Origin of the sequence: Aromatoleum toluclasticum ATCC 700605, from assembly GCF_000378245.1 — a bacterium.
Taxonomy (GTDB): domain Bacteria; phylum Pseudomonadota; class Gammaproteobacteria; order Burkholderiales; family Rhodocyclaceae; genus Aromatoleum; species Aromatoleum toluclasticum.
In genome coordinates, this window is the sequence record NZ_KB899495.1 from 264,274 (window position 1) to 278,889 (window position 14,616).

Annotated in this window: 11 protein-coding genes; 1 reads left to right on the forward strand and 10 read right to left on the reverse strand. The window is 65.6% G+C overall.

The annotated features are described in order from the left end of the window. Positions 1–6: 6 nt before the first annotated feature. The 7 genes from F464_RS0110655 to F464_RS0110685 form a co-directional block, all read right to left on the reverse strand. Entirely contained in the window at positions 7–726 is a 720-nt protein-coding gene (locus F464_RS0110655; RefSeq protein WP_018989795.1) for an SDR family oxidoreductase, read from the reverse strand. Between the two features lie 410 nt (positions 727–1,136). Further along, complete coding sequence (locus F464_RS0110660) at positions 1,137–1,895, reverse strand: SDR family NAD(P)-dependent oxidoreductase (RefSeq protein ID WP_018989796.1); 759 nt, start codon at positions 1,893–1,895, stop codon at positions 1,137–1,139. 152 nt (positions 1,896–2,047) lie between these two features. Continuing rightward, positions 2,048–4,540 carry an efflux RND transporter permease subunit gene (locus F464_RS0110665; protein ID WP_018989797.1) on the reverse strand — a complete coding sequence of 831 codons (2,493 nt, stop codon included), beginning with the start codon at positions 4,538–4,540 and terminating at the stop codon, positions 2,048–2,050. A gap of 52 nt (positions 4,541–4,592) precedes the next feature. Beyond that, positions 4,593–5,636, reverse strand: coding sequence for a WD40/YVTN/BNR-like repeat-containing protein (locus tag F464_RS0110670; RefSeq protein ID WP_228215491.1), 1,044 nt, complete (start codon positions 5,634–5,636; stop codon positions 4,593–4,595). Between the two features lie 138 nt (positions 5,637–5,774). Further along, positions 5,775–7,151 (reverse strand): DUF1329 domain-containing protein, encoded by a 1,377-nt coding sequence (locus tag F464_RS0110675; protein ID WP_018989799.1) that lies wholly within the window; start codon positions 7,149–7,151, stop codon positions 5,775–5,777. A gap of 23 nt (positions 7,152–7,174) precedes the next feature. Continuing rightward, positions 7,175–8,848, reverse strand: coding sequence for a DUF1302 domain-containing protein (locus tag F464_RS0110680; protein WP_228215490.1), 1,674 nt, complete (start codon positions 8,846–8,848; stop codon positions 7,175–7,177). 435 nt (positions 8,849–9,283) lie between these two features. Further along, a complete protein-coding gene (locus tag F464_RS0110685) occupies positions 9,284–10,015 on the reverse strand; it encodes an SDR family NAD(P)-dependent oxidoreductase (protein ID WP_018989801.1) in 732 nt (243 codons plus the stop codon). Between the two features lie 414 nt (positions 10,016–10,429). On the opposite strand from F464_RS0110685, the gene fdhD reads away from it, so the two are divergent. Then, positions 10,430–11,320: a formate dehydrogenase accessory sulfurtransferase FdhD gene (gene fdhD / locus F464_RS28305; protein WP_018989802.1), complete on the forward strand. Its 891-nt coding sequence runs from the start codon at positions 10,430–10,432 to the stop codon at positions 11,318–11,320. Between the two features lie 51 nt (positions 11,321–11,371). Here fdhD and F464_RS0110695 read toward each other — a convergent pair whose 3' ends face one another. The 3 genes from F464_RS0110695 to F464_RS0110705 all read right to left on the reverse strand — a co-directional run bounded on the left by F464_RS0110695 (position 11,372) and on the right by F464_RS0110705 (position 14,559). Beyond that, positions 11,372–12,838 (reverse strand): FAD-binding protein, encoded by a 1,467-nt coding sequence (locus tag F464_RS0110695; RefSeq protein ID WP_018989803.1) that lies wholly within the window; start codon positions 12,836–12,838, stop codon positions 11,372–11,374. A gap of 159 nt (positions 12,839–12,997) precedes the next feature. Continuing rightward, positions 12,998–13,903: a DmsC/YnfH family molybdoenzyme membrane anchor subunit gene (locus tag F464_RS0110700; RefSeq protein ID WP_018989804.1), complete on the reverse strand. Its 906-nt coding sequence runs from the start codon at positions 13,901–13,903 to the stop codon at positions 12,998–13,000. A gap of 41 nt (positions 13,904–13,944) precedes the next feature. Beyond that, positions 13,945–14,559, reverse strand: a complete 615-nt coding sequence (locus tag F464_RS0110705) for a 4Fe-4S dicluster domain-containing protein (RefSeq protein ID WP_026295910.1) — start codon at positions 14,557–14,559, stop codon at positions 13,945–13,947. Positions 14,560–14,616: the final 57 nt, after the last annotated feature.

A 14,616-nucleotide genomic window follows, 5' to 3' on the forward strand; every position in this document is an offset into this window, starting at 1 on the left:
GTCGGCTCAAGCCGCACCGCCGATGACGCTCGACGCGTTGTCGAGCACGATCTGGGCGCCATTGACGTGGCGCGACTCGTCGCTGGCGAGGAACAGCACCGTGTTGGCGACGTCCTCGGGCTGGCCGATGCCGGGAACGCCCGCTCCGGTCACCGCTTCGAGCAGGGGCGTGGAGATCATGCCCGGAAGGATCGCGTTGCAGCGCACCGGGTAGTTCTTCTCGCGGCAGTGCGCGGCGATGGTGTGCGTCATCGCGGCGATGGCGCCCTTGGCGGCCGCGTAGGTAATGACGCCGGGAAAACCGCGGATGGCCGACAGCGACGAGATGTTGATGATCGAGCCGCCGCGCGCCTTCATCGCGGCGACGGCCTGCTTGCAGCCGAGGAAGGTGCCTTCGGCGTGGATCGCGTTGAGCAGGCGGTACTGCTCCAGCGTGGCGCTCTCGATGTCCGCCGGGACGACGATGCCGGCATTATTGACGAGGATGTCGAGGTGACCGTAACGCTCGAGCGTATGCGCCGCGACCGCCTGCCAGTCGGCCTCGCTGCGCACGTCGTGGCGCAGGAAGTCGCAGTCCAGTTCGCGCGCGAGCGCGCGCCCCGCTTCCTCGCTGACGTCGGTAACGACGACTTTCGCGCCTTCCCGCGCCAACACGACGGCATCGGCCCGACCCAGCCCCGAAGCGCCCCCCGTGATGATTGCCACCTTGCCGCTGACACGTCCCATGTGCTGCCCCTGTGTGGTCTCTGGAGTGTGCCCGGCGGCGGATTGCGAACGCTGCCCGGAGCCGGGATTGGACGGACAGAATAGCCGACCGTCCGGTCGGACGTCCACAAGATTCGCCTGTGCGCTGCACAACAAACGGGACAGGCTGTTTTTATTGTACGCGGCTCTCGCGAAGCATCGACGCCCGACCGGACGGCGGCTACGAGGCGGGTGAGGAGCACGTCTTCCGCAGGATCACCTACCGCGAGGACGACGTGTATTGCGCCCAGGGTCAGAACCTGCCGGCGCTGTGCCGCTGCATTCCGCACAACCCGGTGCGGATGAATGGAGCGTGACGCCGGCGGCACGGATGCACTGGAAGCGTCGGCGGAGGGGCACGTCGGGGTGCCTGCCCCTCGCGCCGCTACCGCTTACAGCGCGGTCCAGCCCCCATCGACCGAGACCAGCGCGCCGTGCACGAAGGACGCCTTGTCGCTGGCGAGCCACAGCACGCACTCGGCGATGTCGTTCCCGCTGCCGAGACGACCGATGGGATGCAGCGCGAGCAGGCTCTGCTCCAGTTCGGCGGCGTTGGGGCGCAGTTCCAGCAAGGGAGTCTTGATAACGCCCGGGCACACCGCATTGATGCGGATATTCCGGCCGCCGTACTCCACCGCGCAGGTCTTGGTCAGTCCCGCCACCGCGTGCTTGCTCGCGACGTAGGCGGAGGATCCGGCCAGCACATGGAAGCTCAGCGCCGACGCGGTATTGATCACCACGCCGCCGCCCTGACGCAGCATCTGGGCGATAGCGTACTTCATGCACAGCCACACGCCCTTCTGGTTGACCGCCGTGACACGGTCGAAATCGGCCTCGGGCATTTCCGTGATGGGCGCGGATTCGCACACGATGCCGGCGTTGTTGTGGATGACGTCGAGGCGCCCCCAGGTTTCGACGACCTGGGCGATCATGCCTTCGACCTGGGCCGCACTGGTCACGTCCACCTTGAAGAAGCGCGCGGTGCCGCCCGCCGCTTCGATCTGCGCCGCCGCTTCACGGCCTTCCTTCTCCGCGATATCGGCCACGGCGACCCGCGCCCCCTCGCGCCCGAACGCCAGCGCCGTTGCGTAACCGATGCCGGTTCCGGCCCCGGTGATAAGTACGACCTTCCCCTCGAATTGCCCGGCCATCAGTGGTCTCCTTGATGATTCTCGTTGTCGTGCCCGCCGGACCCGCGGTCCGGCGGTGCCTGCTTTAGGGACTGCGCCGCCTGCGTCGGCGGACAGGGCCTGTCGCAACAGCGTGGCACCGGGCGGCACGGCCGCCCCGGAGCCGGCATGGGTCACACGTCGGCCAACGCTTCTTTGCGCACGCTTGCCTCTTTGCGCAGGGTCGCCTCATCCGGCAGGGCTGCCTCATCCGGCCGCGTCACCTTGCCGCGGGTCTCCCCCTGCAGCAGGAAGTGCGACAGTGCGGGAATCAGGATCAGTGCCCCGAGCATGTTCCACAAGAACATGAAGGTCAGCAGGATGCCCATGTCAGCCTGGAACTTGATCGGCGACCAGGCCCAGGTGACGACCCCCGCGGCGAGCGTGACACCCACCAACGCCACCACTTTGCCGGTGAAGGCGACCGCGCGCCGATAGGCCTCACCCAGCGAGTAGCCGAGCCGCTGCTGCGCGAGCTGCACGCTCAGCAGGTAGAGTGCGTAATCGACGCCAATGCCCACGCCGAGCGCCACCACCGGCAAGGTCGCGACCTTGACCCCGATCCCCAGCTTCACCATCAGCGCCTCGGCCAGCACCGAGGTCAGGATCAGCGGCAGCACCGCCACCACGACTGCGCGCCAGCTGCGGAAGGCGATCGCGCACAGCAGCACCACCGAGGCATAGACATAGAGCAGCATCGTGCGGTTGGCCTCGCGCACGACGATGTTGGTCGCCGCATCGATACCGGAACTGCCGGCCGCGAGCAGGAACTTGCGCTCGTCCGTGTCGTGCTTCGCCGCGAACGCGCTCGCCGCCTGAACCACCGCATCGAGCGTCTCCGCCTTGTGGTCGGACAGGTAGGCCAGCACCGGACTCAGCGAGCAGAGGTTGTTGAGGAACTCCGAGTTCCATGCCAGCGCGTTATTGATCTGCGCGTCGACGATCGACTGCGTGTCCGCCACCGTGAACCATTTCGGATTGCCTTCCGACGAGCCGGCGATGTAGGAGCGCATCGTGTCGGCGAGCGAGGTCGAACGCTGCACGCCCGGCACCTGCTCGAGCGTCCAGCTCAGGCGGTCGATCTCGGCGATGGTCTGCCAGTCGCGGCACATGTCGGGCGGCGTCTTCACCATCACGGCGAACACGTCGCTGGAGATGCGGTAATTGCCGGTAATGAAGGCGTTGTCGCGATTGTAGCGGGAATCAGGGCGCAGCTCCGGCGCACCGGCATCGAGGTCGCCCACCTTCAGGTCGCGCGAACCGTAGTAGCCGAGCACACCGAGCGCCACGCTGACAGCCACGGCAAGTGTCGCCCAACGGCGTTCGGTGAACTTGTCGAGCAATCGCCAGACGACGCCGATACCACGCCCCTTTTCCTCATCGTTCTCTTCGGCAAGGCTGCGCGCCGCCGCGGCAGGGCTGACCCCGACGTAGGACAGCAGCACCGGCAGCAGGATCAGGTTGGTGAAGATCAGCACGCCGACACCCAGGCTCGCGGTCATCGCCAGTTCGCGGATCACCGGAATGTCGATCACCATCAGCACCGCAAAGCCGACGACGTCCGCGAGCAGCGCGGTGACGCCGGCCATGAAGAGGCGGCGGAAGGTGTAGCGCGCGGCGACCCACTTGTGCGTGCCGCGTCCGACGTCCTGCATGATGCCGTTCATCTTCTGCGCGCCGTGGCTGACGCCGATCGCGAAGACGAGGAAGGGCACGAGGATCGAGAACGGATCGAGGCCGTGGCCGAGCGCCACCAAGCTGCCCAACTGCCAGATCACCGCCACAAGGGAACACGCGAGCACGAGCACGGTGCTGCGCACACAGCGGGTGAACATGTAGATAATGATCGCTGCCACGGCCGCCGCGAGCAGGAAGAAGGTCATCACCTTCTGCAGACCGTCGATCAGGTCGCCCGCCATCTTGGCGAAACCGATGATGTACATGCGCATCTTCGGCTGGGAGCCGTCGGCGGCCTCCGTGTACTTGCTGCGGATGTTTTCCAGCGCGGTCGACAGCTTGTGGTAGTCGAGCGGCTTGCCTGCGGCATCGGCAGGCAACAGCGGCACGACGATCATGCTGGAACGGTAGTCGTTGGACACCAGGGTGCCGGTGACGCCGGCGCGGCCGACGTTGATACGCAGGTCGTCGATCGATTTCGCACTGCCGTTGTAGTCGGTGGGCAGCACCGGGCCACCCTTGAAGCCTTCCTCGGTGACTTCGATCCAGCGCACCACCGGCGTGAAGATCGACTTCATCCACGCGCGGTCCACTCCCGGCAGCACGAGGATTTCGTCGTTGATCTTCGCAAAGGAGGCGAGGAATTCCGGATCGTAGATGTCGCCCGAGGTGTTCTCCACCACGACCCGCACCGAATCGCCCAGCCCCCGCAACTGCCCGCGGTTTTCGATGTAGTTCTTGATGTACGGGTGGCTCTGCGGGAGCATCTTGTCGAAGCTCGCACTGACCACCAACCCGCGCATCTGAAAGGCGAAAAATCCTGTCAGCAACACACAGATGGCGACGAGAACCAGCCGGTGGTTGAAGATCAGGCGTTCGACGATGTTGCCCGACTTGTCGTCGAAATCCTTCGGGTCGGAAATGACCTGCAGTGCTTGCGACTCGCTCATGACTCCTCGCTTCCTGGATCGTTATGGCAGTGTTCCTGCCTCTTGGCGGTGTCTAGCGCACCGTCTCGACACGCATGCCCTCGGCGCCCGCCAGCATCACCTGGCCCCCGGCGCCTGCCGACACGCCGAAATACGACATCGGCTGAGCCGGTTTGACCGGCGTGAATTTGCGCCCCTGGTCACGGCTGACCTCCATCGTGCCCGCCTGCGTGACCAGCACGACCATGCCGTCGGGCAGGACTGCGCCTGAGGTCACGCCCGCAAGGCTCGCCATCTCGATGCGCTTCCACGTCACCCCCGCATCCTCGCTGCGGAACACGCTGCCGCGCATGCCGAAGGTCAGCAGCGACGTCGGCGAGATCGGCAGGAGACCGAACAGCGTGCCGTTGTAGGGCGTCGGGAGGGCGACGAAGCGCTTGCTGTCGGGCCCGAGCCGCCACACCGTACCCTGCTCGCCGGCGAGGTAGATGTTCCCGCCGCGTCCGGCAATGGCATTGAAGTGCAAGCCCTTGGGATTGTCCGTGCGGTCCATCCATGGCACCCAGGTGGTGCCGCCGTCATCAGTGCGGAAGATGCGGTTGAACGTGCCGACCACGAAGCCGGTCTGCTCGTTGATGAAGTACACGTCGAGGAAGGGCTGCGTGCCGCCCGCATCGACGAGGGACTTCTCGTCGGCGAGCAACTGCTGCGCGGCCGCATCGTCTGCAGCGCGCTTCTCGAAATAGCCGACCGCCACCTCGGAGGCGTGCCGGCCGTCGAACTGTTTGACCCACGTCGCGCCGCCATCGGAAGTCTTCAGCACGACCCCGCCGTGCCCGACGGCCCAGCCGGTCTTTTCGGTCGGGAACGACACCGCCACGAGATCACTGCTGACGGGAACCGTCGCCTGCGCCCACGTGCGTCCGCCATCATCCGACAACACCGCCTGCCCCCGAATGCCGACGGCAACGAAACGCCGTCCGGCACCTGTCACCGCCAGCAACGGGCTGCGCGCTGCCAGACGGCTGCGCATGGCCGGTTCGTCGATCGGGTGAACGAATGCTCCCGCCCAGCGCGGAGCGACCGCCATGGCGGCAGTACCGAGGGCCTGCAGCATGAAAGTACGCCGGTTGACCATACGGCTTTCCCCTTCCAGTTACATCGCGCGTGATTCGACGGCGAAAACCCTGTCTCCGCCGTCATGTCCCGAACTTCCGCCGGACGCCCCCTGCATGCGTCGCCCGGCGGACAGCCCTTACCGTACGCCGGACCCCGCCAGCGCCTCGGGCGAGAAGAAGTGCTCCGGCTTCGGCGCCACAACCTCCCAGCCCTTGGGATCGGTGGCATACATTTGGTGGCCGTAGTACCCGTTGGTGAGGTCATAGGTCACGAACTGGTCGGTCGCATGGCCCTGCCCCGGCGCCTCGTAGAACGTGATCGGGATCGAATGGGTCGTCCGGTACAGCTGACCGGCCACGTCGTAGTTGTCGGCGATGCCGACCCCCGGCAGGTCCTCGTCCCAATAGAAGACGCGCTTCGGATACATGTGGCGCAGGCCCGGCTTGACGTTCGCCTCCACCACCCACACGCGGTGCAGCTCCCAGCGCATGCAGTCCGGGTTGAGGTGCAGCTTGGTGTTCACCGTGTCCGGCGGGCATACGGCCAGATCGCGCGCCTTGTAGTCGTTGTAGGGGATGTACAGCTCCTTCTTGCCGATCAGCTTGAAGTCGTAGCGATCGAGGGCACCGTAGAACACCGCCGAATCGTCCACCGTCGCGGCGCTCCCGCCGGTCGGGCTGGGCGTGTCGTAGGCGACGTCGGGCGACAGCTTCACGCGCCGCTGTCCGGGCAGGTAACCCCATGCCTGACGGCCGATATCGACCATATCCACGTTGTCGTGGATCACCAGCTTCTCGCCTGCCTTGCGGGCCGGATTCCAGTAGTCGATGCGGATTTTCTCGTACGGATCCTTGGGGCCGATCACGGACGTCTTCTTCGGGTCGAAGATCGGATAGTAGGCGGTGAAGTCATAAACGCCGGCGACCGTCTTGTTGCCCTGCGGATCGACCAGGTAGCTGGCAAGGCCCTTGATGTCGGTCACATGATTGTCGTACTTGAGCAAACGGTTCCACATCACCTCGTTGCCGGTCTTCGGGATCGGGAACGGCGTTCCGGCATAGCAGCCGTCCAGCTTGAGTTCCTTGTCCGCCGTCTTGCAGGCGGTGGCGTTCTTGATCGCGTTGTCCTGGAAGAGCTTCGGGTAATTCGCCGTGCGGTGGGTCGGGTAGACGTCGAGCCGGTACGTCGGGTACTTCTTGAGCATCGCCTTGATGCCTTCGGAGAGCTTGTCGCCGTACTTGTCCACGTTCTTGCCGTCGATGACGAGCACCGGCTTCTCGTTCGCGAACGGGTCCGGACGCGCCCCGGGCACTTTCGGGTCGTAGTTGGCGGCCTTGACCGGCCCGGTCCACTCGGGGATCGTGCCTTCCTTGTTGCCAGCCTTTTCGGCGCCCCACGGCAGCAGCGTGGTACCGAGTTGCCTCGCCTCTTCGGCGGTTACGGCAGCGATGGCCCCGCCGGCGTACGCGGCGATCAATGCGGCCAGCAAGCTCATTTTGGAACGGAGCATCATTTGAAGGTACCTCCAGTCGATCTTCAGAATGTGGTCTTGAACGTGACGGACAGCCAGCCGCGGTCATGCAGCGGTGCCATGCCGCCGCTCGCGGTACCCATCACGACAGGGCTGATGCCCGGGACGAAGGCGAGCGGGTTCGGCCCCTTGTTGTAACTGCCGAAGTAGTCCGTGTAGGCGATATCGAGCTTGTAACGGGCCTGGTAATCGAAACCCACACCGAGGCTCCAGCTGCCGTTGCCCTCGTTGCCCCCCGCCGGAACGGGTGAGTTGCCGCTGATGCCCGTGTCGAAGTGGATCGGCATCGTGATGTCGGTCTGCGGCAGGGCCGAGAACCACGTCGGCGTGAAGGTCATGCCCACGCCCCAGGCATCGCGCGTCGAGCACCCGTCGTCGCGACCGCCGCGGCCGCCGAATGGATCGGCGCACGCGTGGCCGACGCCGGCATAGAACGCCTTGGTCTTGCTGTCGAGGCTCTGCAGACGGCTGTAGGTGACTTCCGCCAACAGCGTCGCCGAATCGAACACCGCAGTCTTGCCGATGTACGCGATCGCGTTCGCCAGCGCATGCCACGTGTCGCCGCGCGCGATTTCCGGCGAACCGAAGGCGGTATTCAGCGCGGTATCCTTGCGATGCACGATTTCCGCACCGATCGCCGTGCCGCCCACCAGCGTGGACATGCTCACGCCGATCAGCTTGACGTCCTTGGCGTAAGCGTTGTGCAGCTCGCCGAAGGTTCCCCCGGTGCTCAGCACCGCCGGGATCTTGTCGTCGAAGCGGCGGTAGTAGACGCCGAACGTACCGTGATCGGTTGCCAGCTTGGCATTGACGCCCCAGCTCCCGGTGTCGTCCGGAATTTCGTCCGGACCGGACTTCAGGTTGCCGCGGTACGGAATCCCGAGATAATTGGTGCCGCGCTGGAACAGCGGGTCGAAGGTGTTGAAGTAGGTGCTGCCTTCGGCCAGCCGGTAAGGCTTCCATTCCAGGAAGTATTGACCGGCGATCGACAGCTTGTCGGTCACCTGCGCCGCGAACGAAAGCTGGTTGAGCGGGAGGAACAGTTCCTTCGCTTCGGAACCCGGCGTCGCAAGGGCCTTGCGGAAATCGACCGGCCCCTGGGAATACGAAACGCCGTGGATCGGCGAGAACAGCGATTCGCCCCAATACACCGTGTGGCGTCCCGCCTTCATGTCGATCGGCCGACCGGCCAGCTCGAGGCGCCCGAACACGAAGGCATCGAGAATCTCGCCCGAACTGGTATACCAGCGCGCCACCGAGTCGGTCAGGCGATTGCGCGGAAACGCGGTGCCAAGGCCCGCCCGCTGATACGCGGGATTGCCTTCGACGTCGCGGTCATAGGCCGCGTCGTACCACGCCGCCCCGGAAACGCGGAAACCGTTGTACTTGTTGTAGATGAAGTCGAATTCCGACAGCAGGTCGACGCGATTGGTGACCATGTCACCCCGATCGAACCGGTGCTCCCCCCCCTGCATCCCCCAGGAGTCGCCAAGCTTGCGGTCACGTTCGTCGATCCGCCAGCCGGCGTTGTACTTGACGGTGTTGTCCCAGCGGACGTTGAGATTTTCGTTTCCGGTCGGAATTTCGAACGCATGCGCAGCGCCGCTGCACAGGGCCGCGGCAGCCATCCCCTGCACGATCCGCCGCGGAATGATCCGGTATTTGTGATTTCGCTTCACTTCCAACTCCTCCTTTGAGCTGCGCTTCATTTGTTTTCAACCAACAACTCCTGAAGTCTCTTGCCGGCTTTGCTTCGCGAGCCGGTCTGCACCTGCCGCGAGGACCGGTCCAACCGGCCGGTCGATGCCTTGCGATGACTTACCCGCCTTCTTGGGGATTCCGCACCACCCTTAAAGTGAAACGTCCGGATATTTGGGTGACCGCGTTCGAGTGCAGAATATCGACCGACCGGTCGGGTGTCAAGAACATCTTGACACCTATTTTCAAAGTCCTGAAAACCGTTGTGCGACAAGGCCTTCGCACAATCAAAGGGAAAATGCAGCGCGCGTCAGAGACAGGCGCTTTCCGTCAAGGAGCCCTAACAAAGCCCCTCCTGTGCAGTCACCGGTCCGCCGCAGCGGACCGGTTTTCGGCCTCGCCGGATGCGGACAACGCTAAGCCGCGAGGAAGGCGCCGTCGACCGTCAATACACAGCCCGAGACGTACGAGGCTGCATCGCTCGCGAGCCACAGCACGGCGTTTGCGAGCTCCTGCGGCGTCCCGATGCGATGCAGGGGCACGGAATTGACGATACTCATCGTGGCGTCCGCCGCGCGCAGCATCGGCGTGTCGATGGGACCGGGCGCCACCCCGACCACGCGGATGCCGTACTGCCCGTATTCGTGCGCGGCCGAACGGATCAGCGACACCACTCCCGCCTTGCTCGCGGCGTAGATCGCGGCACCGGCGTAGATCGGCCGCAAGCCCTGCACCGATGCGATGTTGATGATCACGCCCGCCCCCTGCGCGACCATCGCCCGCAGGCCGTACCTCAGGCCATACAGCGTGCCCTTCAGGTTCACGGCGAGCACCTCGTCGATGGCTTCGTCCTGCAGCTCCGTGAGCGGCATCAGCGGGCCGTTGACCCCCGCGTTGTTGACGAGGACGTCGAGCCGACCGAAGCGCGAGGTGGCGACTTGCACGAGCTCCTGCACGTCCTGCGGCTTCGACACATCGCACTGGCGATATGCGATGGCCGCGTCGGCGAACGGCTCCGGTTCGAGCGCGCGGTCCCCGACCACGACGTGCGCGCCCTGCGCCGCGAAACCGATCGCCATCGCGCGTCCCATGCCGGAGTTGCCTCCGGTCACCACGACCACCTTGCCCTTCAGATCATCGAATTGCATCCAGGTCCCCTCATTCAGCCTTCGCACGGTCCGTGATCCGCAGCAGATCACGGCGATCTTTTGCCCTTGGCCAGCAGACGCCGTCGCAATGGACGCACCCTGGCCCCCTCGTTGTCACCACTCCTCGTGTTCTTGTAGAGTCGACGGACCCTCCATGACCTGCGGGACGTTTCGGCGTAACGGTGCGCATCTGCACAGTCCTCTGGGGGCGGAGCGGTAACAACGGTATCGACCGTCCGGTCGGTTGTCAATGGCACATTGCCGCTGGTCCTGGCCGCCGGAGAAGTTCCCCGAACAAAAAAATGCTCGCACCCGACCAGTCGGTCGCATGTTGATGATAAGATGAAGTCGTAGTAACCGCCCCGCGTGCGGCTGTAATCGACGCACCAAACCCTTTGCGCCGGAGTCGAGTCCATGAACGTCCCGCGAGAGCACCTTCCGCGGCCCTTCGGCGTCACACCCACGCCCGCCGAGCATCATTCGCCTGACAGCGGACGACGCGCGATTCCGGAATGCCAAGTCGTGCGCGAAGACGTCCTGACCATCGAGGTCGAGGGCATCGGCGCGTATTCCCTGATGTGGACACCGACCGACGAGCCTCCGGGCGACGTCGGCTACACGGCCCAGGACGGCGTCCTCGCCGAGGGCGACATCCCCGAGGCGCTGGCGCTCACGGCGGGCTTCGCCTTCACCGAGGGGATCATCGACACTCTGTCGGACATAGCGGCAATGTGGATTTGCCACGAGCGTCCGGACGTCGTGAACCTGCGCCTGGCGCATCCCGACGAGGCCAACGTGCGCCGTCGCAACGTCGTCGTGAACAGCTCCTGCGGAGTGTGCGGCGGGCGCGAGCAGTTGTTCAACGGTGTCACCTGCACCGCTCCGCCTGTCGGCAGCCTGCGCCTGCGGATCGCCGATCTCGCCAGCATCCGCACGGCGATGCAGGAACGGCAGCGCGTCTTCGGCGCCACAGGCGGCACGCACGGGGCGACCCTCTTCGGGTCCGACCTGCAGCTGCTCGCCGTAGCCGAGGACCTCGGCCGCCACAACGCGCTCGACAAGGTGATCGGGCGTCACCTCCTCGCCGGACGCAGTTTCGCCGGCTGCGGCGCCTTCATTTCCAGCCGTGTGAGCTACGAGATGGTGGCCAAGGCCGTGCGCGCCGGACTCGATGTGCTGGCCGCGATCTCCGCGCCCTCATCCCTCGCGATCGAACTCGCCCAGCGCCAGGGCCTCACGCTATGCGGTTTCGTGCGCGACAAACGCGCGATGATCTACGCGCATCCGCAACGCATCATCGACTGAAGCCTGCGGACCGCCGACTCCCGCCCGCAGTCCGCGCCGCCCTGACCTGATTCAGGCAGGCGTCGCTGCCGCCGCGCACCGCCCGGCGCATCGCCCGAAGAACGATCCCGGCCCCAGGCTCAACCCGCTCGCGTAACCCTCGCCATCCTGCGGAATGCTCGACACGCAGGCGCCCGCCGCATACAGGCCCGCGACGGGTCGGCCGAGCGGCGTCAGCACTTCGCCGTCGGCGTTGGTCTTGAGTCCGCCGAGGGTGATGAAGAGGTAGGTCGACTTGTTGAACGACACGTCGAAGGCCGCATACGGACCGACGTTCAGCGGCTTCACCCATTCGGGGTGCTTGTAGAACAGCGGATCCTCGCCCTTCTCCGCGTGGCGGTTGTAGTCGGCGAGTGTCCGCTGCAGCGATCCCTCCGGAAGCTTCAGCCCCGCCTCCATCTCCTCCACCGTCTCCCAGCCATCCACCAGCGTGTGGTGCGAGTAGTCCGTGAGTTCCGGATAGGCGAAGATCTCCGCGTCGAGGATCAGATAGGCTTTGTATTCGGGCTGCTCGATGATGTGAGCGGCGGTGCGGCCGTGGTACGAATCTTCGGCCACGAAGCGCTCGCCGCGCGCGTTCACGAGAATCCCCTTGATGAGCTGCGCGGGCGGATAGAAGGATGCAGTCGCGATGACCCCATCCATCGCTTGCGTTACCCCGCCCGCCGACACGCCGAGCTTGATCCCGGCGCCATCGTTGTAAGGGATGCCCAGCGGTTCGGAGTTGCCCGTTACCTGCGGCACGTACTCCTCCAGCATCTCGCGGTTCAGGTTGAAACCACCGGTGGACAGGATCACCCCGCGCCGCGCGCGCAGGTGGATGTCCTCGCCCGAGCGCTTCACACGCACACCGACAATGCGCCCATCCGAGCCCATCACCAACCCCGTAACCTGGCAATCGTAGGCCGCGCGGATGCCCTCCGCCGCACAGCGCGCGAGCAGCGCTTCCATCGCCTGCGACCCGGCGTCGTCGCCCGCGCGCGCGACCTTGTGACCGCGCGGCGCTGGTTTCGCGACCTCACGGAACGGCCACACCTTCTCGCTGCCGGTACTCATCAGGCATTCGGTGGTATTCAGGAACACCGACTTGCCCGGATAGTAGCTGCGCTCGAACTGCACGCCCTGCGCTTCCAGCCAGTCGAAGTGCTCCACGCAGCCGTCGCAGAAACGCCTCACCAGTCCGGCATCAGGGGCGTTGGTGCTCGCCATCAGGAATTTGTACATCTCGTCCGGCGTATCCTCGTAGCCGGCCGCCTTCTGTACCGCGGTTCCGCCGCCCAAATAGAAGATGCCCGACGACATCGCGCTCGCGCCGCCGCCGCCGCTGGCACGTTCCACCACCAGCACATCCGCGCCGGCCCGCCTCGCCTCCAGCGCGGCACACGCACCGGCGATGCCGTAGCCGACGATGATCACGTCCGCCGTGTCGTCCCAGTGCGCCACCGAGGACGCGTCCATGACTTCCGGAATTCCCTTCATGCATGTCTCCATCGTTGTTGTCGGGCGAAAGGACGACGACCGCCGCCCCGGCGGCGCCCACGGGACGGCCCCGAAGCTCCGGCCGTCGCCGGATCACCCGGATCGAAAGACAGCAGCGGGCCGCCGGTCGGCGCCCGCCGTTTCATTAGCCGGCGCCGCTCAGTGAGCCGCCGTGCTGCAAGCTACCGGGGCTGCGGGTGGCGTGGAGGAACGCATCGGCCAATCGGGCATCACCGGTTCGTAGGCACCGGCAATCACCACCGCGTTGCGGTAGGCGAAGTCGCCATACAGCCGGCACAGTGCGACCGCGAGCATCAGCACCATCACGATCCCGCCTGCGAAAGCGGACAACACTGCCGTCACCACCAGCGGTACGACGATGCCGCACACGCAGCCCCCAACGAGGAAGCCCGTCCTCAGGTCTCCCGAGAACAAGCGCTCGAAGGACGCGCGCACGCCTTCGCTGCGCTCGGCACGCAACAGGTGCAGCACCGACAGCAGCGCACTGGCGACGAGCGCGACCATCGCCGCCGGCTGCAGCCACGCCGCCGCCCCGCCGAGCAGCGGGATCAGCGCCCACGCGAGGATCAGCGCCGTCGCCAGCGAGTGCGCGACGAAGGCGAGCGGCACGAAGGGACCGCGCCACAGCCGGACCGCGCGCATCGAGCGCAGCAACATGCCCGCGTAGCCCATCACCGGCACCGCGACGACCAGCGCCGCGACCGCCAGCGGCTGCTGCAGTGCCGTCATGCCGAGATAGCCGGCCACCAGCGACAGCGTCGCGACGCCGATAAAGATGCTGATGAACAAGGTGCCGCGGCTTACCCACGACGTGCCGATGCGCGTGATGGCGCGCCAGGCGCGCTGCGGGTTGCCGAGGTGGCCGAGCAGCGCGAAGACTGCGCCGATCACGAACAGGATGCCTGGCCCCGCCAACAACGGCTGGTCGGTGAAGAGTGCAATCGCGAACAGTGCCGCGCCGACCCCTTCCCCCATGAAGCTCAGGGTCTCCTGGGGGCCCAGATGATGATTGAAGCGAACGCCGGTCTGGTACTTGAGGCTCATGACATCGATTCCCTTGGATCAGGTGAGTGGCGTGGGCCGCATCAGGCCTTGAGGTAATGCACGCTCGGCTTGGTGCCGGCATCGGGCAGCAGCGTGAAGGACTCGCGCTCGCGCAGCAGCTTGCTCGGCGCGCTCTCCGGGTCCGCCAGATCGCCAAAGATCCGCGCCTCGGCCGGGCAGGTTTCGACGCAGGCCGGCTGCAGGCCCTGGTCGACACGGTCCATGCAGAAGTCACACTTGATCACCGTGCCTTCGTCCCAGCGGCTGTACTTGGCCTTCTCGTACAAGGTCAGTTCGCCGTTGAAATAGCCGGTATCGAGGAGCCCCGGCTTCACGTAATGGCGGTGCTCGTACGGACACGACGTCGCACAGCTTCGGCAGCCGATGCACAGGTCGCTCTTCACGGCGACGATGCCGTCCTCGCGCTTGTAGCTCGCGCCGGTCGGGCAAACCGGCACGCAGGGGGGATCCTCGCAGTGGTTGCACAGCACCGGTAGGAACTCCCGCCGGGCATTGGGAAACACGCCCACCTCACGTTCATGCACACGCGCGAAGTAGATGTCCGGCGGTGTGCCGTTGGTGGCCTTGCAGGCGGCCGTGCACGCATGGCAGCCCACGCACACCTTCAGATCAATGACCATTCCAAGTCGAGCCATCAGTACCAATCTCCTCTATTCCGTGGGGGATAATCTTCTCGATCTTTATGTCGTCGC